This window comes from Phyllobacterium sp. 22229, assembly GCF_052056495.1.
Taxonomy (GTDB): domain Bacteria; phylum Pseudomonadota; class Alphaproteobacteria; order Rhizobiales; family Rhizobiaceae; genus Phyllobacterium; species Phyllobacterium myrsinacearum.
In genome coordinates, this window is record NZ_JBQEPA010000004.1 from 231,576 (window position 1) to 257,747 (window position 26,172).

Below are 26,172 nucleotides of genomic sequence, written 5' to 3' on the forward strand. Positions count from 1 at the left end.
AATGCCTATTTTGGCGCGCGTTTGCCGGCAATTCGGGCCCGCGGACCGCGTTTGTCCGGTGCCGGTTCCAGGCGCGGCTTGCCGGTAAGTTTCCCCTCGGCAAAGGTGAGATAGACTGAACCGCTCCAACCGTCAGGAACGATCCTCGGCAGTGCCGCCAGTTCCAGATGGAGCATCCCCGCAGCGGGGGCATCAAACAAGGCGGCGAGTTTCGAACCGATGGGCGAGCCGATGCCTGTGCAGGGATCAGGACCGATGCGTGCCCGGTAATAGCCATTGTCGCCCGCAGTGATGTCATTGAAACACATGTGGTTCAGCCAGAGTTTGGGCGTGACAAAACCGAGTTTGCGGCCAAAGGCGGCAAACAGGCCCGCATAGAGCGGCGCCACCGCGCTGGTGCCGCCGACGACCATCGTCTGCCCGTGCACATAAACTTCATAGCCGTTGCGCGGATCGGCATGCGCCGCAACATCAGGCACGATCCGGCCCGGCCCGTGCGGCGCACCCGCTTCCCATGGTTGCGGCGCAAACAATGTCGAGAAGCCGCCACCCGTTCCATTGCCGTCCGGATTGCCGGGATCTTCATTCCAGACCACTTCACCTCCGGCTGATTTGGAGGTTCCACCGCAACCAATCACATTCGGGCAGGATGCAGGCATGTCGACATTGGCAGGAGTACTGCCGCCATCACTTGAATTATTATCGCCAGCCGCAGCGAAAACCACCATACCCGCTGTTGTGGCCGCCTCAGCTGCGCTTTGCATCTGGGAAACCAAATCCTGGCCGGTGCCCTGTCCGGCCTTGACCCAAAGTGCCTCATCGGCACCCCACGAAAGCGAGCAGGCATCACAGCCATCCGCTGCCGCCGCCCGCACCGCCGCTGCGATTCCACTGGGCTGAGGCGACGCCCAGTAGACCCGGATCGAAGCGGGCCGGCCGGTTGCTGCATAGTAGGATGCGGCGGCGATTTGAATATCGAGTGCAACCTCCACGTCGGCATCACCAGACCGGCCAGTGTTCCTATTGGGATTGTTCCCGGCACCGGCAACCGGCACATCAACGATCTGAGGCACAGGCTGTCCCAACGCCGCAAAGTACGCGTCCATGTCGCTCGCAACCCAGCCGCCGCCAAGCTCAACAATGGCAATCACACCGCCGCCGAGAAGGTTTTGCGGCCAGTCATAGGCCTTGCAAAGATCAGGAACACCCCAGCTTGCCGGTACTGCCTGGCCTCGGCCGGCCTTCTGCGCCTCGCCGGGCTTTCGAAGTTTGAAATAAGGCCTGCAGATGGCAGACTGTTCGCTGCGCAGCGCCTGGGCAATGAAACGAGCCCTTGTGCTGTCGTAGAAAACACTGAGATCGGCTTTCAAAGCAGTCCGGGACTCACCATCAAGATAAATCATGTGCCCCGACGGATAGTTGCGAATAGTCAGATTGGCGCGCACCGACGGATTGGTGAGCGGCATATCCGCCAATGTCAGCGCCGTCTGGAAGAATGGCGTAACGGAATCATAATAGCCGTTGGCTGAAAACACCTTGAGGCTGGGATTGAGCGCCATCACCGCCGCCAGATCACCGGCCGTATAGAGAACCGGGTTGCCATTGGCGTCCTTGCCGCCTTTCTGCGCGCCCGTTGGATCGATGTGGCCGAAATCCCAATTTTGGAATGCCTGGTCATTGAGATCGGAAAAGGGCGACAACGCAGTGAACTTCAACTCATCGTTCAGATAGGTATTCCACATGGCGGTATAAACGCCGCTCACGGCGGTCATCGTCGGGTCATTGCCGCCGGAATTCGGGTCGATCTGACCAGCAATTCCCGTATCGATGGCCGTCACCCTTCCGTCATAGGCCCCAAGCGCCAGCCCCTGATCCTGCAGGAGGGTTGTCAGGAAGAGGAGATTGGCGCCATTGTTCGCCTCGACGTTGAGGCTCCACGACGTCAGTACGATGGGCGAAATGCCGAGATAATCACTCAATGTCTGCAGCGTTGCCGCGTCAAACTTGGGAAAATCCGTCAAAGCCTTTGCATAGGGGCCTTGCGCGAAAGCCTTCACCGTATCCATGAAGGCGGGCAGCGGCGGGCGCCCGCCTGCATGGACCTTATTATGATACCAGGCGTCGGCAGCCAATGTCGGCAACAGTCCAACCGGATTGCCGGTTTGTGTATAATCGAGGATTGACGACTGCAGCGTCAGGCCGTTGATATCGACACCGTCTTCATGCAGCATCCATGCCAATACACAGGTGCGAGGCGTGCCATAGGATTCACCAAAGAGGAATTTTGGCGAATTCCATCGATCAAAGGCGGTCAAATAGCGCTTGATGAATTGGGCGATCGAGCGCGCATCCTGATCCACGCCCCAGAAATCACGATTCCGGTTTGGCGCGATTGCGCTTGAGTAACCAGTGCCCACCGGATTGATGAATACCAGATCGCTGCGATCCAGCAGGCTGTCCGGATTGTCTTCGATGGTATAGGGAGCGGGCGGCGTAAAACCGGGCATATTGGTTTTGATGCGCCGTGGCGCAAACGACCCAAGCAGCAAAAACACCGACGAGGACCCCGGTCCGCCATTGTAGAAAAACGTCACGGGGCGCGTTGACGGATCAGCACCGTCAGCCGTGAAACTGACGTAGAAGAACGCCGCCGCCGGCTGCGCACTGGATGGATTGACTGTAACCAGATGGCCGGCGCGCGCCGTGTAGGCAATCGGCTTGCCGCCAATCGTTGTCACATGGCGGGTAATGGCCGCATTCTCCGCCGCACTTGCAATGGAATCCTCAGGCCCTGCGCCATAAGGCGTGGTGTCGAGAAAGGGCTGGTCTAAGGGAGATTCTTTAACAGATGAAACCTCGGTCATGGATTGCACTCCGCTACTCGGTCACATTTTCTCTGCTGCTTTGATCCTAGACCTCAAGCTTTGCCCTGTAAATCAGATAGGCGACGCCATCCCGATCCGACGCCAAACACAGATGCGCGGCTAAAGCCAGCCCAGAGTGTTTATGCTTCAGTGCCGTGCAATGGAGAATGCGTTGTCCAGCTGTTTGAATATCAGCATCACCAGAACATTGAGGGCGAGGTAGATCGCTGCAACCATGCAGAACACCTCGATGACGGCGTAGGTCTCGCTCATCAGATTCTTGGCAACACCCGTAAGCTCCATCACCGTCACCGTTGACGCCAGAGAGGTCGACTTGATCGTTATGATGATTTCATTGCCATAGGCCGGAAGGGCTCTGCACTGATCTCCAATTTTCTCGTTGAACAGGAGCTTTTCAAATGAGTCCCACCGATATGATTGCGTAACTCGCATTGGCGTTGCCGAGAATTTTCGGAGCGATTGCCCATCCGGCGCCGATGACGAACACCAGAAAAACAGGACAAAGGCAGCGTATAAGAACGTTTGATAAATCAGTGTACAACCCAGTTTGAACATAGGACTCCACTCATCCGGATCAAGCGGGTCTGTGTGCAGGATGAAGAACAGCGATTTAAAGAAACGGTTGGGATGAACGATGTTGTTTTGAACAGCTGGAGCAGAACCAGGGCAAGGGCCACCTGCAATGCACCGGCTCTAATGCGTCACTGTCTCGGAGAAGAGATTCATGTAGCTGACCCCAACGACGATACAGCCGAGGCCGAGAATGGCGGGTCTATCAAGAACCTGGCCAAACCAAATCCAATTGATCAACGAGACAAGCACGATCCCTAGCCCCGTCCACACTGCATATGCGATCCCAGCATTCAAGACGCTCAGCGGAAAAGAGAGCAGACCATAAGACATTGCATATCCGAGAATGGCGATGATGGATGCACGGAGACTAGAAAATCCGTCGGAACGGCCAAGCGCGGTTGTGGCAATCACCTCAAATAAGATAGTGATAATTAAGATTATATAGGCGGCCGAGACACTCATCAACTACTTCCAGCTACTGGAAGTCTTACAATCGGTCGCATTGGGATCATCTATACAGCGTCCTCGAAAAGAGGTTGACGATAAGAACCCCCACGAGGATGAATACCATTCCAATGACAGAAGCGGAATCGAGTCTCTGGTCGAACACCAACCAATTGGTTGCAGAGATGAGGATTATTCCTGTTCCAGACCAGATCGCATAAACGACACCAACGTTCAGAACCTTAAGCGGTTTGGAAAGAAGCCAGAATGCCACCACATAGGACAAAATGGCAATCACGGCCGGCACGATCCTGGTCAACGTAACGGACTGTGCAAGAGCTGTTGTCCCTATCACTTCGCCAAGAACGGAAAGAGCCAAGACGACATATACTGGGCCGGTCTTACCTTGTGCGCGTCCAGTCATCGCCCAACGCCCGATCCGTTATGCATCAGACTGGACGAGCGCCAGATCTAGGCTTTTGTCTATTGCTGCTTCAATTTTTTCAAGATCGACGGTCTGGTGCGCTTCGCAGAAGAACCAAGGCTCTCGTGAATCAGGTTCGACAAGAATGCCATTCTTCAGAAGATTTTTGCTGAACCGTACATAGAGATCATTGTTTGCCTTCGTCCAATCGCGATAGCTTGTCGGCACCTCTTCGCTGAGATGAACGCCGAACATCGCTGACGGGCCTATAATTGAGTGCGGAATTCCATGTCTGGTGAGGAGCACCGACAGAATCTGCCTTACACGGGCACCGACGCCATCAACAATATCCAGTGCGGCTGAATTCTGCAGCGCGTCGAGTGTCGCAATCGCAGCGGCGACACCGACCGGGTTGGCGGTGTAGGTTCCTCCGTGAACAACGCCGCCGCCAAAGTGTATTTTCTCCATCACCGTTTTCCGGCCGCCAAAGGCCGCGATCGCATAGCCGTTCGCGATCGCCTTGGCGTAAGTCGTCAAATCGGCAGAAATACCGTGTATTGATTGCACGCCGCCTGTACCGACGCGAAACCCTGTCTTGACCTCATCAATGATCAGAAGCGCTCCATATCGATCACACAATGCCCGAAGATGCCGCAAATAATCGCCAGTCGCAGAAATACTTCCACAATTGCCCATGATTGGCTCGATGATAACCCCTGCGATCCGCTCGCCATGCACCGCAAAAACACTTTGTATTTCCTCGAAGTCGTTCAATGACACAGCGATCGGATAATCGCGAAACGCTTTTGGAATACCAGATCCGAATGGCAGAAGGGCAGGTTTGGGAGTGGTTTGCCGATCCCAGCCAACTACGTCGGCTTGCCACATCATTTGGTCGGAAAGGCCATGAAAGCCTCCTTCAATGAACACGAAACTTTCCCGGCCAGTGAAGCCACGGGCCGTTCTGAGAGCCCCCATCACAGCTTCGGTACCTGAATTGGCAAAGCGGAGCAGCTCGACATGAGGGCACATGTCTTTGATCTTGTGCGCCAAAACCGCCTCGTTTTCGAGGGAGAGGCCAAACATCGAGCCTGTGTTGCTGATCACATCGACCACAGCCTCATCCACGCGCTGATCTCGATAGCCGAGAATAATTGGCCCGTATGCCAACCGGAAATCGGTATAAATGTTTCCATCTATGTCCGTGATCTGCCCCCCGCGTCCAGAGGCTACGAAAAGCGTTTCTTCATCACCCCAGAAGCGGTAGCTGTCCGCTACGCCGAGTGGCATGTACTGACGGGCACGCAAATGCGCTTCTGCGCTTTTTTTGAGAGTAAAAATCGGAACCTCCTATGATAGGAAAAAATACCCCTATCGTGCAGGCTATGAATGTGACGGACAAAGACAAGTCAGATGTGTTGAGATAGCGTAAGATATAGTTACACTAGCGACGCAGACTGAGTGTCGAATATGCGAAAACGGCAATCGTTAAATGCGCTACGCGCCTTCGAAATGGCGGCGCGGCTGAAAAGTATATCAGCCGCGGCAGAAGAGCTTTGTGTTACCCGTCCAGCTATTTCCAGGCAGATTGCGCTTTTGGAGGCAGAAATAGGCTGTGCGCTGTTCGAACGACACGGCAATCGCATAGCATTGACGAAGCTTGGGGATGAACTTTTCAGTGGGGTCAGCGGCGGTTTTGAACTAATCGCGTCATCAGTGGCAACTGTTACCCGCCGAGCACGGGAACAGGATACAGTGCGCATATTGGTCTGCCGAGATTTCGCCTCGCGATGGCTTGCTGAGCGTATTGGGTCGTTCCTGATAGCCAATCCTGGCATCTCGATCGAAATCGTGGCCGAACGGAATGGCTATTATCGCCAGGACGAGGATTTCGACTTTCGCATCTTTTACTGCGAACCTGACCGGAATGAAAACAACAGATTCATCAGTTATGAACTGTGCCGGTGGATTGATATTCCAGTCTGCACGCCCGGCTTCGCGCGTCAGTATCTCCTGATAGGACATGATATCTGTGATGTCCCCCACCTGATTGACGCGAATTACGATATCTGGGATGAGTGGTGTGCTCGGGCTGCGATTTCAACCGGTATGCGCCGCAGGACAACCGTATTTAACGAAACCGCACTTTGCTTGTCTGTTGCCGCATCGGGAGGTGGGCTGACGATTGGCGACAGCATCCTCACCCTGCCGGAAATCATGTCTGGCGAACTGATCACACCAATTCTGATCGGTGTCGTCAGTATCCAAGCCTATATGGTGTTCAAGTCCGAACGGAGGGCTCGTCGTTCTGCGCGCATATTCGAGAATTGGCTGAAAAAGGGCGTTGAAGACTACCAATCATCGGCGCAAAATACCCTACAGCAAAAGGGAATTACAATTGTTCCGTGCTGACACAAGCACATTTTTGTTCGAAGGTGCTGATGGCCATTGTCGCCATAGGATACCGCAAAGCGAATAGCTTCTGCACCAGACATAGTTTCCCTCACCTCTATCATTGACAACCATAGATCAGAGGGAGAAATCTCTGGTAAACCAATATTATTCCCGCTCATGCTTAGAAATATTGAGTCTTACCATGGTTCGTTACCTGCCACCCCTGTCCGCATTGAAGGCTTTTGAGGCGGCAGCCCGCCATCTCAGTTTTGCCCGGGCTGGCGGAGAGCTTGGCGTGACGCCGGGCGCAATCAGTCATCACATGAAACAGCTTGAAGAATGGGTTGGGGGTGCCCTGTTCGAGCGCCGGGCAAATGGTGTCGTGCTGACGGAACGCGGGCGCGTCTACTCCAAGAAACTGGGCGCAATTTTTGATCAGATCACCTCAGCAACCGTGTCCGCCCGCTCAAGCGAGATGATCAGCGAGGTCATCATTCGTTGCCAGTTTTCCCTGGCTGCCCGATGGCTGGCGCCCCGCATGGCAACGTTCCATACCGCGCATCCGGATATTTCCATCAATATTTCCGCACTTCCCCATCGCTGGAACGCGCAAGACCCCTCGCCTGATCTCGCCATTTATCACAGTCATGGCGATGTGGTGGGAATGCAGCAGGACCTTCTGTTGACCGGGCACCTCGCGGTTGTATGCGCACCCGGCTTTTTGGATACGCTGCCGCCTCACCCGACACCGGCGGACCTTTTGAACCAGCCCCTCATCAAAATCAATTTCTCCGAACCCGGCTGGTATGATGACGGCTGGGAAAGCTGGTTCATCGCCACAGGCTTCGGCCACCTGGACCTTCACTTCAGCATTTCATTCAATCTGATTTTCCTCGCGATCGAGGCCTGCATCGCCGGCGCAGGCTTTGCGCTGATCCCCAATTTTCTCATCGAACGGGAGCTTTTAAACGGAACACTTGTGGATCCGTTTGGAATTCAACTCCCAGTCCGCCAGCCCTATGTGCTGATGACGCCGGAGCCCAGCCTTCGCAAACCGGAAGTCGCAATCGTCCGAAGCTGGCTTCTGGCCCAGTAATGTAACGGGCAATGCAAGAGAGCCTTTGATCGTACATAACCCCGCGATGAAAGACTGGTATCGATGCCGGACCGGCCGTATGCCCAACATCCTGTCAAACAGCCCATTCAAGGTCCGTGGTGAAGGCAATGGTCAGCCAGCGGTCTGTGCTTTCATCGCCAATGGCATCACCGATTTCATCCCGGATTGCGTCCCATTCCTCAAGGCGTCTTGGCGGCCAGCCCATGGGAACGATGAAGTACAACTCGATCTGCTTGCCGCGTCCGACCTTGGCCACATAAGCGCGGTAGGAAACGAAACCATAGCGTTCGACGAAACGCTGCGCGACCATATCGACATGCGACTTCAGCGCCGGGGGCGTTACCAGGAAGATATCAGCCAGGGCCTGCCTGATCGTGCCGATGGGAAGTGGAATGATGATAACGCAGACGAGGGCAAGCACGGCTGGGTCGATATAGGGCGTGATCCAGTTGAATTGCGTTCCTTCGATTGCATATCCAACGGAAAACGCCACCAGCAATGCAGCGGTAATGCCCCCGGACATGATCCAGGCCTTGGCATCCAAGGCGACGAAATCGGACTGTAAATGCCTGTTCATTTTCGTTTCAACGACTGCCATGACCGTACAGGCAAGCAAGGCAACCGCAGCATAGAAAATAGCGAAGCTGAATTCGAGATCGCGACCGCCACTCATCAGGCTGCCGATCGCATTGATCAATGCGTAAATGGCAACTCCCGACAGCATGATACCGTTGAGGCCGAGAACCATGGGCTCAAGATGCCAAAAGCCCATCGTGAACCGCTCCCGGAGCTTTCCGGTGGGAACGGCGGATAAGGCGATGAGCTTCGCAACACCGAGCGCCAGCCCGCTCATGGCGGCATCGGCCAGCATGTAAACGCCGTCGAATACGATGGAAAAGGATCCTGCGAGCAAGCCGAATATCACACCAAAGCCCGCAACAAAAATTGTGACAGCTATGGATATGCGAAGAATGCCCTGTTCGCTATTCAACGGTGATCTCCGGTAACGAGAGTCGGCGTCATGGTCGGGTGAACCTATCACCATCGCGGAATAACCGATAGAGTTCCAGAGCAGGCAGCGCGGCGACCTGAGCCGCGCCCGCCACCCTTTGCCCCCGGCCATTCAATCAACAGATAGACGGCATACGGACGATGCGTGTTGAGACGTTTTTTTCGAAGAATACCTCCGGCTGTTGATGAGCACTTGTATCGATAACGCCTATTCAATCGCCAATGCGTCCAGCCTGACATAGCTTGCTTCCATGCCGTGTTCCATGCCGCTTGCCAGCATCATTGACCGCGTTTCAGCGTCAGGCAACGTCATACGCATGATCATCAGCGTACCGGATCCATCCGGATCGAACCGGGTTTCCACATGGTTGTCTGGCGTCGTATCCGGAAGATGCATCCGTTCCACATGAACAATGCGGCTGTAGGGCTGCAACTCCAGATATTCGCCGGTCAGATGAAACCCGCTACCGTCGGGCCCTTTCCATTCAAACCGGATCTTTCCACCGGGCCGCAATTCGTTGATGCAGACAGGCATGGTCCATCCATCCGGTCCAAGCATCCATTTCTGGATCAGCGCTGATTCCGTGTGCGCACGATAAACGGCTTGAGGCGGTGCATTGAACTGCCTCCTCACAACAACATGCAGGTCACCTTCGGTCTTGATCGTTAGCTTGCTCATTTCAAGTCCTCTCCATTTTCAACCATGTCCGCCAGGACGCGATCCAGTCGGTCGTAGTTCTGAACCAGCGCTTCCCTCAGCATCGCAAGCCATCGATCGACGGCTTCGATCCCGGCATTCGATAACCGGCAGGGCCGCTTGGTACCCTCGATCCGCCGGACAATCAGTCCAGCGCTTTCGAGCACCTTCAAGTGCCGCGAAATTGCCGGCTGCGTCATCGCAAAAGGCTCTGCCAGTTGCATCACTGTTTCCTCGCCGTGCGCCAGGCGCGCGAGAATTGCCCGGCGGGTCGGGTCGGCGAGCGCTAAAAACGCCGCATCCAGTCTTGTGGCTTCAATAGAATTATTCATAACAACATTGTTATATAACATATCCGTTATAGTCAACAGGGAGTATTGCGACTGTCTCCTCCAAACGGAGGATGCGCAATGATCTGCATTATGGGAACGTAACACCGGCTCGCGGATCGGGGGGCGTGCATCTTTCAGCAGCGGTATCACGCTGTCTTGAAAATCGGGATATCCGGTCTGCCCCTCAATGTTCCCAGTGGAGGCTCCCATGAAAACAGAAGCTGACCCGTTGCACATCCGAGTACACGCTCATGACGCTGCCGGAGGCGTGCCGCTCGGAGAGGTGCTCATCCAACTGCAAAACACCGGCTGCGATGATCTCAAGGTGGTCGCAGAGGCCCGAACCGGCTCGGACGGCATCGCGGTGCTCGCGCTGGATCCCGCCTTGTGGCGCAACGAGCTTACCCTTGCCGCAACCGGGCAGGTTGCGCCAGGCATTGCAGTGACGCTCGGCATGCTGAACGGCACCGAAGACGGGATAATCAATGTTGCCGCTGCGGACCATGTCGATAACGGCCAGCTTGAGATGTTGGCCGAGCAATTGGTCGCTACACGAAGAGTGCGTGCCGACGACGTGGCCAGTGACCTCGCCAGTCCGGGACAAGACAGCATCGCGCGCCTTTTACCTGCTGGTACCCGAGCCAGACTGCTCGCGGACATCGACCGGGCGGTCGCCAACAACAGTGATGCCTTTATCCTTGACCCCCAGGCGCTTCGCAACGGCCAGGTTCAGGTGCAGCCGGTGCGCGATCTGAAAAATCAGTTCGACATGACGGACCGGCCCTACTTCGATCCGAACCTGTTTATCAAGCCCGGGTTCGATTGGCAGATACTCCCTTGGGCACTGCCCGATGACCAGTCCTATCGCGACTATCTGCGCGGCGTGTTCGTGCTCTTTGCGCATCAGCAAAAGTTGGGAGTCGGTGCCGATCCTGCAACCTTCCCGGCGATCGTCGAGCGTCAGCTGCAACAACGGTTCTTCCAGGACTTCCGTACCACGGATCGCACGGAAGTTTCCCTCAACAAACTTCTCATACCGATCGTGACAAAGATTCTGGCTGCGCCGACTGGATCCGGTTTCGGCTTCGCCGTGGCAGCGGCTGCGTTGCCGGTGCAGGGCACGCACACCGACAGGGAACACCTCGACGCGCTATTGGCAGCAGCCCCTGTCACTACCCTGGAGTTTGCCAACAGGTATCGCCTGCCGCTGACCGAGCCCGACGGCACCATGTATTCGCCGGTAACGCTCAACATCCACACGCTGTCGCGCGCGCTGAGCGATACGGCACAAGGCCCAGTCGAGCCGCAAGAGAACGTAATCCAGCCACAGTTACCGGGAGAGGAAGGCAAACCTATCCTCTGGAAGGACGTGGTCGGTGCCGCACCGTTCTTCCTGCGTTTCGATGAATGGCTCGCGCGTCAGCAACCGTTCTTCGGCGAGAATCTGTTTGCGTTGCGCACCCAGGTCGAAAGCGTGGCCCACGGCCTTTGGCTGGATGATGCTCGCAAGCGGTTTCTCGAATATCATAGAGATCTGCCCCTGACTTCAAGCATGACGCCGTACAACGGCTACTTTGATTCAATGGGTGAGGTCCGTCGATCGGCAGTGTTCCTGCTCAACTACGGCGTCGCCGACGCCAAGCTGCTGAATCTCGTTCAAGCGATCGACAAGAGCGACTTCGGCGCCGCGGTCAGACTTGCAGACGAGGCCGAGCTCCTGCTCCGGGCCGCAGCACCGATGCCGGCGAGCGGCGAGAATTGGGAACCGTCAATGAGTGCCGGCAATTTTCCGCGACCGCTCAGCTTCACCCGGCGGCGCCGGGTGAAAGTCAGCAACATCACGGAGCTTACCGGTACGCAGGCGAATTACCTGCCGGACGGTCTCGAACGCTTCTGGCAGCTCGCCCGCCCCATTGACCTGTGGCTTGACGTCGTCCACTTCCGCATTGCGCGCGATCAGGCAACACGACTGCTGAAATATCAGCAGCTCTTTGTCATGCCAATGCTGCGAGCGATGATCCGTGCCGGCCTCGGCGATCTCACCGGTACCGTGGATGTGCTTGCAGGGGTAACCGGCTTCTACGTGGGCACCGCCATGCTGGGAACACCAGCGGGAATGGTGAAGCACCCCGACGCCATCGTCGCTGTGAAGCGCGTCGTGGCCGGCCGATTGCGCTGGAACGACGAGTTGGGGGATCGTCCGTACACGGCGCGGTTGCAGTACGACGATGATCGCAATCTCGATGGTCCCTATTCACTCACACCTCAGTTCCGCGGCGGCTATGACGTGTTAAAGCCGGATGCTCCGATCCTGCATGCGATCGACGAGCGCTACGCTCGTATCGTTCAGGCCGACGCAATCCTTGCATGGGCCGAAGCGCTCTACCGCACTGACGATGCATCAATGCTCGAGCGTGCGCGCGAACTCTACAAGGCCGTGCTGTTCCTGCATGGGGAGGATCCCGGCACGAGCGCCTATCTGCCGTTCAATTTCCTACCCGGCCCGTGGTTCGGGCTGGTCGAGAATCCGCGTGTGCGCAACCAGAAGGATCGGGCACGCCTCGCCCTCCAGCAGCTCGCCGCCGGGCTGAACTTCTATGGCTACAACGACTCCGCCGTCCCGACCCTCAGGTATGAAACGTTGATTTCCGCTGCAGGACGGTGGGCGACCGCTGCGAAATCTGCGCAGAACGACTATCTGCAGTATCTCTCACGCGTTGAGCAACTCGATCTGGATCTCCTGGCCGCCAAGGCACAAGAGCGTAAGGCGCGCGCCACGGTCGGCATCGCGGCCGAGCAAATTGAGATCGCCAAAGCGGGCGTCGTCGTCGCAAAGAAGCTTGCCGCCGATGTGGAGAAACTGATTACCGCAAAGCAGGCGGAAATCGCCGATGCGAACTCAATCTTCAGCCAGTTCAAGGATTATTTCAAAGGCATGAAGGACAGCGTCACATCGATGGTCGATGTCGGCAAATCCGCCTCGGAAGGATGGACGTCGCTGAGCACGAGCGGCGTTGGCGACGCGTTAGGGCTCGGATCAGGTTCAGGCGCGGGGACGGGTGCCGCGGCTTCGGAGTCCGTGGGTCTCGGCAGTGCAATGGGCGGGCTTGGCGTGGTTGGCGGATTTGCGGTCTTTGCAGTCCTTAGCACCACGACGTTGCAAGGCATGGCCGACGCGGCCACCAAGCGTGATGGCGAACTCAAGACCCTTATGAATGAAGCGCGGCCCGCAGCCGCGGCGGCGGTGCGGGTTCAGGAACGCAATGTGACGATCGCCAACCTTCAGGCCCTGATTGCCGCGACCGATCTGGCATACGCGGTCGATCTGATCAACTACCAAAACGAGCGCTTCCTCAATCGCGACTTCTGGGATGCGCTCGCCGGTGTGGCACGCCGCTCGTTGCATCGGCATCTTGACCTGGCCGCACAAGCCGCATGGTTTGCCGAACGGGCGCTTGCCTACATGCTCGGAACGGCGCTGCGAATTATCAGGCTCGGATACTTCGACGCGAAGATGCGCGATGTCGGCGGCGTCGATCGATTGTCACTGGATCTCGCCGAGCTCGAAGCTGTCCGTCTCGCGGCGGCACGGGTTACCGTACCACTCACTCGCACCTACTCTCTTGCGCAGGATCTGCCATTGGCCTTCGGCCAGCTCAAGGCTACCGGACGCTGTACTTTCACGTTGAATGATGACGATCTGGCGGCTGCGCATCCGGGTACTTTCGCCCATCGCATCCGGGCGGTCGACGTGTTCGTTGACGCGCCGGGCACGACGGTGCAACTGCGCGGCATACTCACCAACGGCGGGTTCTCCCGCTTCCGTCGCGAGCCGGGCGGCACTCCGGTACCGCTCGTTCGCTTCGCCGACGCATACCCGGTGAGCGAGTTCCGCGTTCGCAGGGACCTGGAATTGCATGGGCTGCCGGGCGACCGGCTGTTGCCGTTCGAGGGCTCGGGATTTGCGACGAGCTGGGCGCTCGAACTGCCAAAGTCCGCCAATGCGACCGGGCTGAACCGCGTCACTGATGTTCGTGTCACATTCGATGTACAGGCGGGGTATGCCGCCAACACCGCCGTTCCCGCTGCCCCGCCCACAGCTGCCAGCCGTGCGGTGTTCGTTTCGGCGCTCGCCGTCGACGCGACGGGACTGGCAACGCTGCGCAAGAGCGGCGCTGCCGCCAAAGTCATGCTTTCCCTCGACAGGCTCGCTTTGCCGGCGGGCGCTATGATCACGAACCTTGCTGTCCTGCTTCCCGGCGTCCAAGGAGGAAACTTCAGTGCCAAGCTCAAATTCGGAAGTGCAGCGCAAACGCCGTTCACGATTGACGATGGTTTGGCAATGTCAAACAAGGGATCGCTTGACGATGGCAATCCCGCGAATGTCCAGCCACTCAATCAAGCGGTTGGCGGGTCGGCGGCCCGTGCCGCGGTGCTCACCATCGACAAGGGCGTGGATGGCGCGCGGCTCGCTCAAGCGCGCGACGTTTTGCTGTGGCTCGAATACGAGGCGCCATAGCAATAAGCAGCCAGCACATGCTTTGCCGCGATGCAGCGGTTCCGGGAGGCGTTCAACTCTTGACTTCGAGGAAGAGTTGACCCTTTTCGCCACTATAAGAAAACGCCCTGAGGCAGATCGACGACGATGTCGAGCGCTGCTGAGCAGGCAGCAAGATAATATGATTGAGTTCATCATGTTTTTTGGCTAAAGCGATGTGCAGTCACACGCAGTCAGGAAAGATGCCATCATGTTTGGTAAGGGCCTCAAGTCTCTTTGTGCAATCGGCTTGCTCAGCCTTCTAACCGCGGCATCGGCGTCAGCCGATAATGCAAAAACATTGTCGATTGTCGATGATCGTGGAGCCACCATCGATGTTCCTGCCAATCCCAAGCGTATCGCCTCCATTTCCTACTTTGCTACCGACGTGGCGTTTGCGCTTGGTATCAAACCGGTCGCAACGACCTATATGGCAGCTGGCCGCGAGCCCGATTTTCTTCTGGGTCTGACAAAGCAGATCAAACAGATCGGCCAGCGCGCCAAACCCAATCTGGAACTGCTGTCGGAAGCAAAACCCGACATCATCATTGCCATGCGCCGCTACACGATTGGCAATGCCGAGCAATTGCAGAAGATCGCACCCTATGTGGCCTATAATATGGAGCTTCTGAGTGAAAGCGATCGTGAGATTTCCCAGCTTGCACAGGTGCTGGGCAAGCCGGAACGTGGCACAGAGCTCAATGCTGCTTTCCGGCAGCACCTCGCCGAATACAGTGCTAAAGCGCCGAAAGACGTGCATCCGCGCTTTCAGATCATGTGGGCCGGAGATACGCCATGGTCCTTCCACACGGAGAACACGACGGCCTCAATCGTTGCCGCACTTGGCGGTGACAACATTGCGGGACCGATGCGCCAAGGCGGGCCGTTCGGCGTGGAGCTGAGCCTTGAGACCATGCTTGAAAAAGACCCGGAGGTCATTTTTGTCTACGATTCCGGGCCGGATCGTCCGCACGAGAACAATCCGATCTGGCAGCAGCTCTCGGCGGTCAAGAGTGGCCGCGTTTTCTATGTCGGCGATCATTGGGTTGAAGCCAATGGTCCGATCGCCCGCGAAATCGTTTTGCGCGAAGCAGCACATTATCTGTATCCGGAGACGTTTCCGAAAGTCGATGTCAAAGCCGAGGCGGCAAAATTGATCCCTGCCGATATCCGTTAGCGATATCACCTTGGCACAGCAGCGAACAGCAGGCATGGGACGGTCATTGGCCATGACCTCACTCATCGTGGCGGCAACCCTGCTGGTGATTGTTGCCGGCCTGCTCGTCGGGGCCAAACCGCTTGGACTGTCCAAATTGTGGCCGGTGCTCCTGTCGCCGGATGGCAAGATCGATTCCATTCTTGTCTGGTCGCTGCGCCTGCCCCGCAGCCTTGCTGCCGTCGTTGCCGGTACCGGTCTCGCTGTCTCGGGATATCTCCTGCAGGCGCTGACCCGCAATCCGCTGGCTGGTCCCGATATTACCGGCGTTGCGTCGGGCGCAGTGGCACCCATCGTGTTCTGTTTCGTATTCCTGCCTTGGATTTCGTCGGTGTATTATCCCTTTGTCGGGCTGGCCGGCGGCTTGGCCGCCGCTTCCGTCACTCTTTGGGTATCGCGCGGCGGCGAGGGACGACCGCTGCATCTTGCGCTCGGCGGGATCAGCATTTCCCTCTTCCTGGGCGCAACAACCACCTATGTGCTGCTCTTGAGCGGACCACAAGCGCCATCCCTGCTCTTCTGGCTATCCGGTGGCTTTCAGGGCCGATCGTGGCCGCACCTTCTATACATGACGCCGTGGGTGCTCGGCGGCCTGGCCGGCGCCTTTGCATGCCAGCGCATCATCGGCATGCTTGCTCTGAGTGAACACGCATCCATTGGCATGGGACTGAACTTGCGTTTCTGGAAACCGGTCCTGCTGCTGTTCGCGGTGCTTCCCGTTGCAGGTGTCGCGCCGGTCGCCGGGCCGGTTGCCTTTGTCGGTCTTGTCTCACCGCACATCGCCCGGCTGCTTAAACCGCATAACGTCGGCTGGTCCATTGCGCTGACCGCGGCCATCGGTGCGTTGATGGTTGTGACTGCAGACGTCGTCGCACGCAGCATCGCCTTACCGCGCGAGCTGCCGGTGGGTATCATCACAGCGCTGCTCGGTGGCCCCTTCTTTATCTATCTCGTCCAGACACGACGCGTTTCGCTGAATGGCGGGCAGTGACGATGACCGCCTCCGCACCCATTCACCGCCCTTCCCTGTTTGGACCAGTATTGGCTCTCCTGGCCATGATGGCGCTCGTTCTTGTCGGCGCAGTGTTTCTGGGCGTTGCCGACATTCCGCCTGGAGATGTTGCAGCTGTCCTGACCGGACATGGCTCCGATCAAGCCAGATCGATCATCCTGGATATCCGGCTGCCGCGCATTGTCACCGGCATCCTGGCCGGGATCCATTTTGCAGTGGCTGGCCTCCTGCTGCAGACCATCACCCGCAATCCGCTTGCCGATCCGTCCATCATGGGGATTTCACAGGGCGCAACCTTGGCCGTCACCATTTTCCTTATCTTCGCCGTTTACATCCATGACCCGGGTTCCAACACGCTCGCCGAGCTGCCCCTTGCATGGCTTCCCGCAATCGGCACACTGGGCGGCATGGCAGCGGGCGGCCTTATCTATGCCCTCGCCTTCCGGCTTGAGCTGGGGCCGCTCCGGATTACCCTTTGCGGCATTGCAATCGGTGCCGTGCTGCATGCCGTGGCGATTGGACTGATTGCAGGCTGGGGCTCTGCGCGCATTGAGATCCTGCTGGAATGGTTGTCCGGCAGCCTTTACGCACGCAGCTGGACCCACGCCCTGTTCCTTGTGCCTTTCACAATCGCCGGGCTCGCAGCGCTCCCGGTTCTGCGGCGGTCCATAGATCTGCTGCGGTTCGACGCCACGGCCGCACGCTCCTTTGGCCTCTCCTATCGCACACAGTTCTCAATCGTTCTGCTGTTGTCGTGCGGACTTGCGGCAAGCGCGGTCGGTGCCGTTGGCCCCATCATTTTTGTCGGTCTTGTTGTTCCCCATCTCGCCCGTTTTCTGGCGGGCCGTCATTTTGCCCTCGTGCTGCCGCTGACCATTGCCCTTGGCGCATTCATCGTCACGCTGGGTGATCTTCTCGGCCGGCTGCTCGGGCAGGCCGAGGAGATTCCAATCGGGGTGATCACCGCCCTGTTCGGAGTGCCTGTATTGATCGCACTCCTGCGCAAAATACCTTGAGGACCATAATGCCCCTTTCCTGCTCGCAATTGTCGGTTTTCTATGGCCGCCGCAAGGCGTTGAACAGCTTCAACCTTGATTTGAAGCCCGGAGAGATACGGGCCCTCATCGGCCCCAACGGTTCCGGCAAGAGCACCGCACTTCAAGCAATTGCTGGTTTGATCACGCCGCATGAGGGGCAGGTCGAAATCAATGGCAAGCCCGCCAGGGAAATGCCGCGGCGGACCTTGGCCAAACAGCTGGCGTTCTTGCCGCAGCAGCCGTCAGCCCCGGATGAGATGACCGTCGAACAGCTTGTGCGACAGGGCCGCTATCCCCATGTCGGTCTGTTTCGCAATTACAGCAGTCGGGATGAACAGGCGATAGAATGGGCATTGGAAAGCACGGGGCTGGCCAATCTGGCGGACCGGAGCCTGCATGAATTGTCCGGGGGCGAGCGGCAGCGCGCCTGGATATCGGCGGCACTTGCCCAGGAAGCCCAGATCCTGCTGCTGGACGAGCCTACATCCTTCCTCGATATCGGCTTTCAGGTAGAAGTGCTCAATCTGGTGCACCGCCTCAGCCGCGAAAGAGGCGTGACAATCATCATGGCCATTCACGACATCAATCAGGCCATCTCGATCAGCGATCGCATTTCCCTGTTGGAAAAGGGCCAGCTGCTCTTTGATGGCGAGCCGGACGAGCTTGCAGAGAGCGGACTGATCGAGAAGGTATTCCGCGTGCAGGGCAATTTTGTCCGCATCGCGCCCGATAGCCGCCCTCATTTCGATATTGAGCTCATCCGATCCTAATTTACGGTTTCACCAGCCGGAAAATGACCTTGGTCTGCGTGTAATAGGTAAGCGCATCCGCAAAATCCGGCATCCAGCCATCAGCGACGAAGGGAATGAAGCCGTCAAACTCGAGTTTACGCGCCGATACGTCGAACCCCGCACCCTCAAATACCCGGGCATAGTCGGTAATGGAGCGATCTTGCACGACCGTGTTGGTCTTCGCCGCAACGAGGTCACGCCATTTCGGCCATAACGGATTATCCGTATGGCAACCGGTGACCGCGTAGTAAACGCCCCCAGGCTTCAGACTCCGCCATACATCGCGCGCATGCGCTTCGATATCGGCAATGAGATAGATTACCTCATGGCTGATCGCCAGATCGAACTCGCCATCCCAGCCCTCGACATGGGCAGCGGCCTGGTACTGAATGGGCAGATTGCCCTTGAGTTCATTGGCCCTGGCGATTGATTGCTCGGCGATATCGATCCCGAGAGCCTTGCGAAACGGCCGGATTGCATAGAGGTGGCGCAGAAGTCCGCCCTGATTGCAGCCAAAATCCAGCACTGCCTTTCCGGACAGATCCTGTTCCGGCAAAAGACCGATCAAATGCCGCCAGATCGGCGCATGCCCGTCGGCCATGGCATCCTCGGCGTCAGGATCGATGTACCACGTGCTGATTTTTGGTGTGCTGCTATGCATGGGAATCTCCGGTCATGTGTTGATGCACTTTTACACATTCCCGAAGGACGACAACAGGAACTACGCCAAGATTGTTGCTTGCCAGACGGATAAATGTTGCGGGCTTCCCGTCATTCATTCCGCGTCCCGGCCGCGGTTGTAGTCTTCAGATGAAACCTTCTCCATCCAGGTTACGGTGTTGCCATCGAGCGCCTCCGATACAGCGAAATGCACCATCGGTTGATCGGCCACCACACCGTGCCAATGTTTGACCATCGGCGGAATCCAGACAACGTCGCCTGGCTCCATACCGCCGGCGGAGCCACGCGGGGGTTCTGCTGCGCTTCAGCGCCTGCGGCTGCTGATACCGAGATGGCAAGGCTTGTGGCCCTGGAATCACCGATGGTCGGGGTCACCGCATCCCCTTGCCTGCCGGACGATTGACATGTATATTCACTAAATGCCTGACCATTCGTCCCGTCACTCTTCACCACCACACATCCCGATGGATGCGCTGAGCGAAGTCCTGCAGGATTTTCGCTTGAGTGGCGTCAACTATGGCCGCTGCGAGCTCCGGCATCCATGGAGCATCGCCATTCCGCAACAGCAGCTGCTTCGCTTTCACTTTGTCAGCCAGGGACCGTGCTGGATCCATACCGAAGCGCAAGGCTGGCAGGAGTTGCACGATGGCGACCTGGTGCTGCTGCCGCAAGGCATCGCCCATCGGCTGGCCAGCGCGCCGGACGTTGTGGGCGACTCGCTCAATGACTGCCATGTGACCAAGTTGGGGAGCAATGTCTGCGAAGTGGTGCGGGAAGGAACGGGTGCAACCAGCACGCTTTTCTGCGGCTCGATGGCCCTCGGCGCCTGCGCGCTCAACCCCTTGATCACGTTGATGCCGCCGATCATCAAGGGCTGCGACGTGGCCGGAAATGACCCGATCGTTGGTCCCTTGCTGGCGGCCATGACGGTGGAGGCGGCGCAGCCGCAGATGGGCAGCGCCACCATTCTGTCACGGATGGCGGACCTGCTGACCGCGCGGCTCATCCGCTGCTGGGTCAATTGCACCGGAGCCCCCACCACCGGTTGGCTCGCCGCCATCCGCGACCCCCATATCGGCCGCGTCCTGGCAGCCATGCACCGGGACCCCGGCCATAACTGGACCCTCGAAAGCCTCGCCGTCCTGGCGGGCCAATCGCGCTCGATTTTCGCCGAGCGCTTCAGCGCTGTTTTGGGAGAAGGCGCGGCACGCTATCTCGCCCGGTTGCGTATGCAGCTTGCCCGCGAATTGTTGGGGCAAAACGGCATGTCGGTTGCAGAGGTCGCTACCCGTCTGGGCTATGAGTCCGAGGCGTCCTTCGCTCGCGCGTTCAAGCGCATCACCAGTGTCTCACCGGGCGTTGTGCGCCGCACAATTTCCGGACGAACGGACATGCATTTCGGATTTTAAGATACATATCATCCGAAAGGACTCATTTATGAATATCTCCAAACCTTGGAGATACTTCAATGACAGATACAACATTACAACTTGAAGGCGCCGCGATAGACCTCGACGCCGATGCGCCAGCCGCGTGGAGCACGGGCACCTGGTTCGCGGTCCTTTCAATGGCGGCTGCCAGCTTCGCGCTGGTATCAGCCGAGTTCCTGCCGGCAGGCCTGTTGACGCCAATGGCGCGCGACCTCGGCATCAGCGAAGGTACAGCCGGACAGGTCGTCACGGCTACCGCGTCCGTTGGCGCCGTGACGGCCATGCTGAGCAATGTTCTCATTGGCCGGTTGAACCGCAAGACGGTGCTGGTCGGTCTCAGCGCCCTGGCGATCGGTTCCAATATTCTTGCGGCGGTCGCAACCGATTTCTGGCTGCTATTGTTGGGCCGGGCCGGACTGGGCATCGCCCTCAGCGCTTTCTGGGCGCTTTCGGTTGCCGTCGTAGCAAGACTGGTTGGCGCCAACGCCACAGGCCGTGGCATGGCTATCGTCACCCTCGGCGTCTCGCTCGCCACCATTGCCGCACCATCGATGGGTGCATTGATCAGCGACTGGGTGGGCTGGCGCAGCGCCATGGCCATGACTGCTGGTCTGGCCGCGATTGCCATGCTGCTGCAATTCCTCAGTCTGCCGACCTTGCCTGCCACCACAAGCAACAGTCTTGCCGATGTCTTTCGGCTGATGCGGCGGCGGGGCATTCAACTCGGCATGCTTGCCATCCTTTTGCTCATGACGGGGCATTTTGCCGGCTCGGTCTATGTGCGCCCCTTCCTCGAACAGGTCACGCACCTTGGAACCGGACCGATTGCCCTGGCGCTGCTCGGGTTCGGTATCGCCGCCGTGATCGGCAATGTCGTTGGCGGCCGCATGGCCGACGCCAATATCCATACGGCTCTCATGGCCACCGCCGCCTTGATGGGGCTTGCAGCGCTCGCTTTGGTGCTGTGGGGCGTGCATATTGGCGTTGCCTTCGGTTTCGTCACCCTGTGGGGGCTCGCCTTCGGCATGGCGCCGGTGGTGCTGCCGACGAACCTGTCCCGTGCCGCACCTGACGCTCTGGAAGCAGCGGGCAGCCTGATGGTCACCTCTTTCCAGGTTGCCATCACGATTGGCGCGGTGGTCGGCGGCTATGTCGTGGACACCTATGGCGCCACGGGCCCCCTGACCCTGACCGCCATCCTTGCCGCATCGACAGTCGTGCTGGCGCTGCTGCAGCCCCGCAGTTGATCCTTTGCCGCTGCGCGGGGGTTGAGCGCAACCATAGCGAGGTTGCAATGATTGCAGATGCGGCGCTTGCGCCGCATCTGCGCAGCCAACACCAAGGCTGCGATGCGGTTCGAACGTGAACCCTTTGAGAGACGATGGTTAACGCGCCGGCCCAATGGTCTTCGCCCGAGGCCGGCTTGCATCACGCGCTGACGAAAGCCCGGACAGCCGCACATATTCCCGGCCACAACATTCGCTTCATCGAGATTGCCGTCGAGGACGACATGAGCATGAACGCTGCCGCGGCGCGCATAAACCACGAAGCTTAGGGCTTGAAGGTTGCTGCTATAATCACTCCACCAACGCTTGACGCATTTAAAGCCGTTGCGCGTTAAGGGTAAAGGAAGTGATTTCATCTTCAAAAACAATTATCCCATGCGGAAAACCAGCCTGAAGCGGATTTTCTGCTACAAGGTGTTGAGCGGTGAAATTGAGCACAACCAGGGGGGTGATTTCATGCCGACACTTTACGCGATCAAACCGGCTTTTCAGACTCTGCTGCGCCCCTTGGCCTCTCGTCTTGTCAGCGCTGGCGCCACCGCCAATCAGGTTACGACAGCCGCAATGCTCATCTCGGTTGCAACGGGTGCATTGATTGCGCTGTTCCCCGAAATCACGCTGCTTTTCTGGCTGTTGCCATTGGTGCTTTTTGTCCGCATGGCACTCAACGCCATTGATGGAATGATGGCTCGTGAATTCGGGCAGGCATCGAAACTCGGCGCATATCTGAATGAGGTCGGCGATATCATTTCGGATGTGGCCTTGATCCTTCCATTCGTACTTGTTGCCCCGTTTGCCGCTGCAGGAGTGGTTGCCTTTGCCATTACAGCGATGATTGCCGAATATGCCGGCGTGCTTGGCGTCATGACCGGAGGCGGGCGCGGTTATGACGGGCCATTCGGAAAAAGCGACCGCGCATTGGCCCTCGGCATCATTGCCGCGCTGATTGGTAGCGGCATCATCTTGCCATCATGGTTCAGCTGGGTTTTCCCTCTCATGGCCGTCCTATCCATTGTCACCGCCTTGAACCGTATTCGTGCGGGCCTGCACCGCGCCAATTCCTGAAAATCAATTCTGCTTCCGGAGCAAGCCTATGTCGACAGACCCATCCTCCAATCCTGCGGCATCCGGTGCAGCACGGGAAGGCACCTTTGCGACAAATGACGGGACCGAACTTTTCTATCGGCAATGGCCGGCAAGATCAGGAAAGCCGAAGGGTGCAATTGTTCTTCTGCATCGCGGTCATGAACATGGTGGCCGCGTTGCACATCTGGTCGAGGAACTTGGCCTTGGCGATTTCACCTTCTATGCCTGGGATGCCCGCGGCCATGGCCGTTCACCGGGCGAACGCGGTTATTCTCCATCCTTTGCAACCTCGGTGCGCGATCTCGACAGTTTCGTAAAGCACATATGTGAAACCGGCGGTTTTGCCATCGAGGACATCGCTGTTGTCGCCCAGTCGGTTGGTGCCGTGCTCGCGGCGACCTGGGTCCATGACTACGCGCCCCGTATCCGGGCACTTGTGCTTGCTTCTCCCGCATTCAGCGTGAAACTCTATGTTCCGTTCGCTCGTGAAGGCATCTGGCTCTGGCAGAAATTGAAAGGACAATTCTTTGTCAATTCCTATGTCAAAGCCAAGTTTCTGACCCATGATCCCGCGCGCATCGCGTCGTTCGACAATGACCCGCTGGTCACGCGGGCCATTGCATCGAATATACTGCTTGATCTTTATACAAACGCTGAACGGGTGGTTGATGACGCCCGTGCGATCATCGTGCCGACACAGCTGCTCATCTCCGGAAGCGACTGGGTTGTCCGGCACGGGCCACAGCATCGTTTCTATGAAAATCTGGCCCACCCCCTCAAAGAACGTCACGTGCTCAAGGGATTTTACCACGACACTCTTGGTGAGAAGGAGCGCGCCATTGCCGTGGCGCATGCACGCCGGTTCATTCTCGCATGCTTCGACGCAGAACCGGCGCCGCTGGACGTGACGAACGCCCATCAAACCGGCTTTACCCGCGATGAACAGGACAGGCTGTCATCCCCGCACGACCTGCTTTCCTTGAAAGGTCTCTATTGGGCAATCTACCGCTCGTCCATCCGCTTCAGTGCATTGTTCTCAAAGGGGCTGAAAACGGGCGTCGAGACCGGTTTCGATTCTGGCTCCACCCTCGACTATGTCTATGAGAACGAACCGAGAGGAATGGGACCTGGAGGCAGGCTCATCGACAAGCAGTTCCTGAATGCGATCGGCTGGCGCGGCATTCGTCAGCGCAAGCTGCATCTGCAAGAGCTTATCGGCTTCGCTCTGGCAAGATTGCGGGACGCCGGCCGCACCACGCATATTCTTGATATCGCCGCCGGCCATGGCCGTTACATCGTCGACGCGATTGCCAAAGCCGACGTCAAACCGGCAAGCGTCCGGCTGCAGGACTATGCGCCGATCAATGTCGATGCCGGGCGCAAATCCATCGCCGAGAGAGGCATCCAGGATATGGCGAGCTTTCATCAGGCGGATGCTTTCGATGCCGAACAACTGACTGCAATCCAGCCTGCGCCTGATCTGGCGATTGTATCCGGTCTTTACGAGCTCTTTCCCGACAACGCGCTTATCAAGCGCTCGCTTGACGGCCTTGCAACGTCGATGCAATCTGGCAGCTTGCTGATCTACACAAACCAGCCGTGGCATCCGCAACTGGAAATGATTGCACGTGCGCTCACCTCGCATCGTGGCGGCGAAGCGTGGATTATGCGCCGCCGGACACAGGCTGAAATGGATCAGCTGGTTGCAGCGGCAGGTTTCAAGAAGATCGACCAGCTTGTCGACGAGTGGGGCATATTCACTGTTTCCATCGCTGAGCGGACATGACCGAACACACCGTCACCCCGATTGGACAATGGCGCTTGAATGGCGCCGTTGCAAAGCGCGCGCTGATCTGGCTCGTCTGCCTCGCACCATTGTTCTACGCGACCTATGGGACAGCCAACTGGCTTGCCTCGCAGCGGGAGAACGTTCCAAATATCACCTTTGCCTGGGAACACGCCATTCCGTTCATTGCCTGGACCATTTTTCCCTATTGGTCGATCAACCTGTTCTATGGACTTTCTTTGTTCTTTAACGATACGACTGCTGAGGTCGATCGCCTGGCGAAGCGTTACCTGACAGCACAGACCATCGCGGTTGCCTGCTTCATCGCGTTTCCCCTGACCGTCGTCTTCCACAAGCCGCCAACCAGCGGCGCGTCAGGCTTCCTGTTCGATATGCTGGGTGGCTTTGACAAGCCCTTCAACCAGGCGCCCTCGCTTCATATCGCTCTCCTTGCGATTATCTGGACGCATTGGCGCGTTCGCCTGTCGGGTATTGTTCTTTGGATCTGGCATCTCTGGTGCGCATTGATCGGTATTTCCGTTCTCACGACCTACCAGCATCATTTTATCGATATCCCCACCGGCCTGCTTTTGGGTCTTTTTGCTCTCTGGCTCTTCCCGGCACACAATCCCTCACCCGTGGCCGCATTCCGCTTGACCGGGGATCGCAGGGCCCGGCGCATTGGCGCCTGTTATGCGATGGCCGGTACGATCTTCCTGCTTGCAACGATCATCGGAACGCCGGCCTCGGCGGCATTCCTGTTTTTCCTGTGGCCGGCGCTGGCCCTCGGGATCGTATCCATCGGTTATTTCGGTGCAGGACCCGCCATCTTTCAAAAATGCATGGACGGCACGCTTTCCCTCGCCAGTACATGGCTGCTGGCCCCTTACCGCCTTGGTGCCATTCTTAACAGCCGGATCTGGACACGCCACCTCCCGCCCTCTGTTGCGATTGGCAAGAACGTGTATCTGGGCCGGCTGCCGCGGATATCCGAACTGCCGAAGTTCAAGACCGTCATTGACCTGACCGCCGAACTGGCAAAGCCTTCCGGTATGACGATTGAATGGCGGTCATTCCCGACGCTTGATCTCGTTTCGCCTCAACACGATGAATTGCGCAATGCGGCCGACGCCATCGAACTTGCCCGGAGCAAAGGCCCGGTTCTCGTCTGTTGCGCACTTGGTTTCCAGCGCAGTGCGGCGGCAATTGCCGTTTGGCTTTTGCAGTATGGCGATGTCAAAACCGCAGCTGACGCAATCCGGGTCATTGAAGCTGGCGGCAGGCGCATTCATCTGACGGAAGACATGGTGCTTTTTGCTCAAGAGACGAAACTACCATGAGTGAATGCGCCTCTGCATTCGCCCGCCATTTGCATGCCAAGGTAGCGGCCAAGGCGTCATGGCTGCAACAAGCCGCCTCTTGTTGAAACTGCA

Annotated in this window: 23 protein-coding genes; 13 read left to right on the forward strand and 10 right to left on the reverse strand. The window is 57.8% G+C overall.

What is annotated here, in order from left to right; genetic code table 11:
- Nucleotides 1-5 precede the first annotated feature (5 nt).
- The 5 genes from ACTJJ7_RS06720 to ACTJJ7_RS06740 form a co-directional block, all read right to left on the reverse strand.
- The gene (locus ACTJJ7_RS06720) at nt 6-2,864 is read right to left on the reverse strand and encodes a S10 family serine carboxypeptidase-like protein (RefSeq protein WP_440966166.1); all 2,859 of its coding nucleotides are present in this window, start codon (nt 2,862-2,864) and stop codon (nt 6-8) included.
- A gap of 147 nt (nt 2,865-3,011) precedes the next feature.
- A complete protein-coding gene (locus ACTJJ7_RS06725; RefSeq protein WP_440966168.1) occupies nt 3,012-3,440 on the reverse strand; it encodes a hypothetical protein in 429 nt (142 codons plus the stop codon).
- Nucleotides 3,441-3,578: 138 nt separating this feature from the next.
- Nucleotides 3,579-3,920 (reverse strand): DMT family transporter, encoded by a 342-nt coding sequence (locus tag ACTJJ7_RS06730; RefSeq protein ID WP_440966170.1) that lies wholly within the window; start codon nt 3,918-3,920, stop codon nt 3,579-3,581.
- A gap of 46 nt (nt 3,921-3,966) precedes the next feature.
- The gene (locus ACTJJ7_RS06735) at nt 3,967-4,326 is read right to left on the reverse strand and encodes an SMR family transporter (RefSeq protein WP_440966172.1); all 360 of its coding nucleotides are present in this window, start codon (nt 4,324-4,326) and stop codon (nt 3,967-3,969) included.
- A gap of 18 nt (nt 4,327-4,344) precedes the next feature.
- Nucleotides 4,345-5,634: an aspartate aminotransferase family protein gene (locus ACTJJ7_RS06740; protein ID WP_440966174.1), complete on the reverse strand. Its 1,290-nt coding sequence runs from the start codon at nt 5,632-5,634 to the stop codon at nt 4,345-4,347.
- A gap of 162 nt (nt 5,635-5,796) precedes the next feature.
- Between ACTJJ7_RS06740 and ACTJJ7_RS06745 the strand changes: the two genes are divergently transcribed.
- The gene (locus ACTJJ7_RS06745) at nt 5,797-6,738 is read left to right on the forward strand and encodes a LysR family transcriptional regulator (RefSeq protein ID WP_440966176.1); all 942 of its coding nucleotides are present in this window, start codon (nt 5,797-5,799) and stop codon (nt 6,736-6,738) included.
- Between the two features lie 184 nt (nt 6,739-6,922).
- Nucleotides 6,923-7,816: a LysR substrate-binding domain-containing protein gene (locus ACTJJ7_RS06750; RefSeq protein WP_130272508.1), complete on the forward strand. Its 894-nt coding sequence runs from the start codon at nt 6,923-6,925 to the stop codon at nt 7,814-7,816.
- Between the two features lie 94 nt (nt 7,817-7,910).
- Here ACTJJ7_RS06750 and ACTJJ7_RS06755 read toward each other — a convergent pair whose 3' ends face one another.
- From ACTJJ7_RS06755 to ACTJJ7_RS06765, 3 genes are all read right to left on the reverse strand, one after another.
- Nucleotides 7,911-8,828, reverse strand: a complete 918-nt coding sequence (locus ACTJJ7_RS06755) for a cation diffusion facilitator family transporter (RefSeq protein WP_440966286.1) — start codon at nt 8,826-8,828, stop codon at nt 7,911-7,913.
- Nucleotides 8,829-9,056: 228 nt separating this feature from the next.
- Nucleotides 9,057-9,527: an SRPBCC domain-containing protein gene (locus ACTJJ7_RS06760; protein ID WP_440966178.1), complete on the reverse strand. Its 471-nt coding sequence runs from the start codon at nt 9,525-9,527 to the stop codon at nt 9,057-9,059.
- Complete coding sequence (locus ACTJJ7_RS06765) at nt 9,524-9,877, reverse strand: ArsR/SmtB family transcription factor (RefSeq protein WP_130272580.1); 354 nt, start codon at nt 9,875-9,877, stop codon at nt 9,524-9,526. The genes ACTJJ7_RS06760 and ACTJJ7_RS06765 overlap by 4 nt, the downstream gene beginning before the upstream one ends.
- Before the next feature lie 208 nt (nt 9,878-10,085).
- Here ACTJJ7_RS06765 and ACTJJ7_RS06770 point away from each other — a divergent pair, with 208 nt between their 5' ends.
- The 5 genes from ACTJJ7_RS06770 (at nt 10,086) to ACTJJ7_RS06790 (ending at nt 18,449) form a co-directional block, all read left to right on the forward strand.
- Nucleotides 10,086-14,396, forward strand: a complete 4,311-nt coding sequence (locus tag ACTJJ7_RS06770) for a hypothetical protein (protein WP_440966180.1) — start codon at nt 10,086-10,088, stop codon at nt 14,394-14,396.
- 229 nt (nt 14,397-14,625) lie between these two features.
- Nucleotides 14,626-15,591, forward strand: a complete 966-nt coding sequence (locus ACTJJ7_RS06775) for an ABC transporter substrate-binding protein (protein ID WP_130272512.1) — start codon at nt 14,626-14,628, stop codon at nt 15,589-15,591.
- 52 nt (nt 15,592-15,643) lie between these two features.
- On the forward strand, nt 15,644-16,621 hold the full coding sequence (locus ACTJJ7_RS06780; RefSeq protein ID WP_440966182.1) for a FecCD family ABC transporter permease: 978 nt from the start codon (nt 15,644-15,646) through the stop codon (nt 16,619-16,621).
- Between the two features lie 65 nt (nt 16,622-16,686).
- Complete coding sequence (locus ACTJJ7_RS06785) at nt 16,687-17,658, forward strand: FecCD family ABC transporter permease (protein WP_440966287.1); 972 nt, start codon at nt 16,687-16,689, stop codon at nt 17,656-17,658.
- Nucleotides 17,659-17,666: 8 nt separating this feature from the next.
- Nucleotides 17,667-18,449, forward strand: a complete 783-nt coding sequence (locus ACTJJ7_RS06790) for an ABC transporter ATP-binding protein (RefSeq protein ID WP_440966184.1) — start codon at nt 17,667-17,669, stop codon at nt 18,447-18,449.
- Nucleotide 18,450: 1 nt separating this feature from the next.
- On the opposite strand, the gene ACTJJ7_RS06795 is transcribed toward ACTJJ7_RS06790, so the two are convergent.
- Nucleotides 18,451-19,131: a class I SAM-dependent methyltransferase gene (locus ACTJJ7_RS06795; RefSeq protein WP_440966186.1), complete on the reverse strand. Its 681-nt coding sequence runs from the start codon at nt 19,129-19,131 to the stop codon at nt 18,451-18,453.
- 114 nt (nt 19,132-19,245) lie between these two features.
- Nucleotides 19,246-19,386 (reverse strand): hypothetical protein, encoded by a 141-nt coding sequence (locus ACTJJ7_RS06800; RefSeq protein ID WP_245457881.1) that lies wholly within the window; start codon nt 19,384-19,386, stop codon nt 19,246-19,248.
- A gap of 184 nt (nt 19,387-19,570) precedes the next feature.
- On the opposite strand from ACTJJ7_RS06800, the gene ACTJJ7_RS06805 reads away from it, so the two are divergent.
- From ACTJJ7_RS06805 to ACTJJ7_RS06830, 6 genes are all read left to right on the forward strand, one after another.
- Nucleotides 19,571-20,560 carry an AraC family transcriptional regulator gene (locus tag ACTJJ7_RS06805; RefSeq protein ID WP_105734790.1) on the forward strand — a complete coding sequence of 330 codons (990 nt, stop codon included), beginning with the start codon at nt 19,571-19,573 and terminating at the stop codon, nt 20,558-20,560.
- A 59-nt stretch (nt 20,561-20,619) separates the two neighbouring features.
- A complete protein-coding gene (locus ACTJJ7_RS06810; protein WP_105734789.1) occupies nt 20,620-21,828 on the forward strand; it encodes an MFS transporter in 1,209 nt (402 codons plus the stop codon).
- A 134-nt stretch (nt 21,829-21,962) separates the two neighbouring features.
- The gene (locus ACTJJ7_RS06815) at nt 21,963-22,136 is read left to right on the forward strand and encodes a hypothetical protein (protein WP_440966189.1); all 174 of its coding nucleotides are present in this window, start codon (nt 21,963-21,965) and stop codon (nt 22,134-22,136) included.
- A 106-nt stretch (nt 22,137-22,242) separates the two neighbouring features.
- Entirely contained in the window at nt 22,243-22,932 is a 690-nt protein-coding gene (locus tag ACTJJ7_RS06820) for a CDP-alcohol phosphatidyltransferase family protein (RefSeq protein WP_440966190.1), read from the forward strand.
- Nucleotides 22,933-22,960: 28 nt separating this feature from the next.
- Nucleotides 22,961-24,739, forward strand: coding sequence for a bifunctional alpha/beta hydrolase/class I SAM-dependent methyltransferase (locus tag ACTJJ7_RS06825; RefSeq protein ID WP_440966192.1), 1,779 nt, complete (start codon nt 22,961-22,963; stop codon nt 24,737-24,739).
- On the forward strand, nt 24,736-26,079 hold the full coding sequence (locus ACTJJ7_RS06830) for a phosphatase PAP2/dual specificity phosphatase family protein (RefSeq protein ID WP_440966194.1): 1,344 nt from the start codon (nt 24,736-24,738) through the stop codon (nt 26,077-26,079). Before ACTJJ7_RS06825 ends, ACTJJ7_RS06830 begins: the two co-directional genes overlap by 4 nt.
- Nucleotides 26,080-26,172 lie beyond the last annotated feature (93 nt).

What these genes read in the sequence shown, in the direction of transcription:
- ACTJJ7_RS06720 (WP_440966166.1), bottom strand. Translation starts at nt 2,864, where the DNA reads ATGACCGAGGTTTCATCTGTTAAAGAATCTCCCTTAGACCAGCCCTTT.
- ACTJJ7_RS06725 (WP_440966168.1), bottom strand. Translation starts at nt 3,440, where the DNA reads ATGTTCAAACTGGGTTGTACACTGATTTATCAAACGTTCTTATACGCT.
- ACTJJ7_RS06730 (WP_440966170.1), bottom strand. Translation starts at nt 3,920, where the DNA reads ATGAGTGTCTCGGCCGCCTATATAATCTTAATTATCACTATCTTATTT.
- ACTJJ7_RS06735 (WP_440966172.1), bottom strand. Translation starts at nt 4,326, where the DNA reads ATGACTGGACGCGCACAAGGTAAGACCGGCCCAGTATATGTCGTCTTG.
- ACTJJ7_RS06745 (WP_440966176.1), top strand. Translation starts at nt 5,797, where the DNA reads ATGCGAAAACGGCAATCGTTAAATGCGCTACGCGCCTTCGAAATGGCG.
- ACTJJ7_RS06750 (WP_130272508.1), top strand. Translation starts at nt 6,923, where the DNA reads ATGGTTCGTTACCTGCCACCCCTGTCCGCATTGAAGGCTTTTGAGGCG.
- ACTJJ7_RS06760 (WP_440966178.1), bottom strand. Translation starts at nt 9,527, where the DNA reads ATGAGCAAGCTAACGATCAAGACCGAAGGTGACCTGCATGTTGTTGTG.
- ACTJJ7_RS06765 (WP_130272580.1), bottom strand. Translation starts at nt 9,877, where the DNA reads ATGAATAATTCTATTGAAGCCACAAGACTGGATGCGGCGTTTTTAGCG.
- ACTJJ7_RS06770 (WP_440966180.1), top strand. Translation starts at nt 10,086, where the DNA reads ATGAAAACAGAAGCTGACCCGTTGCACATCCGAGTACACGCTCATGAC.
- ACTJJ7_RS06775 (WP_130272512.1), top strand. Translation starts at nt 14,626, where the DNA reads ATGTTTGGTAAGGGCCTCAAGTCTCTTTGTGCAATCGGCTTGCTCAGC.
- ACTJJ7_RS06780 (WP_440966182.1), top strand. Translation starts at nt 15,644, where the DNA reads ATGACCTCACTCATCGTGGCGGCAACCCTGCTGGTGATTGTTGCCGGC.
- ACTJJ7_RS06785 (WP_440966287.1), top strand. Translation starts at nt 16,687, where the DNA reads ATGATGGCGCTCGTTCTTGTCGGCGCAGTGTTTCTGGGCGTTGCCGAC.
- ACTJJ7_RS06790 (WP_440966184.1), top strand. Translation starts at nt 17,667, where the DNA reads ATGCCCCTTTCCTGCTCGCAATTGTCGGTTTTCTATGGCCGCCGCAAG.
- ACTJJ7_RS06795 (WP_440966186.1), bottom strand. Translation starts at nt 19,131, where the DNA reads ATGCATAGCAGCACACCAAAAATCAGCACGTGGTACATCGATCCTGAC.
- ACTJJ7_RS06800 (WP_245457881.1), bottom strand. Translation starts at nt 19,386, where the DNA reads ATGGTCAAACATTGGCACGGTGTGGTGGCCGATCAACCGATGGTGCAT.
- ACTJJ7_RS06805 (WP_105734790.1), top strand. Translation starts at nt 19,571, where the DNA reads ATGCCTGACCATTCGTCCCGTCACTCTTCACCACCACACATCCCGATG.
- ACTJJ7_RS06810 (WP_105734789.1), top strand. Translation starts at nt 20,620, where the DNA reads ATGACAGATACAACATTACAACTTGAAGGCGCCGCGATAGACCTCGAC.
- ACTJJ7_RS06815 (WP_440966189.1), top strand. Translation starts at nt 21,963, where the DNA reads ATGGTTAACGCGCCGGCCCAATGGTCTTCGCCCGAGGCCGGCTTGCAT.
- ACTJJ7_RS06820 (WP_440966190.1), top strand. Translation starts at nt 22,243, where the DNA reads ATGCGGAAAACCAGCCTGAAGCGGATTTTCTGCTACAAGGTGTTGAGC.
- ACTJJ7_RS06825 (WP_440966192.1), top strand. Translation starts at nt 22,961, where the DNA reads ATGTCGACAGACCCATCCTCCAATCCTGCGGCATCCGGTGCAGCACGG.
- ACTJJ7_RS06830 (WP_440966194.1), top strand. Translation starts at nt 24,736, where the DNA reads ATGACCGAACACACCGTCACCCCGATTGGACAATGGCGCTTGAATGGC.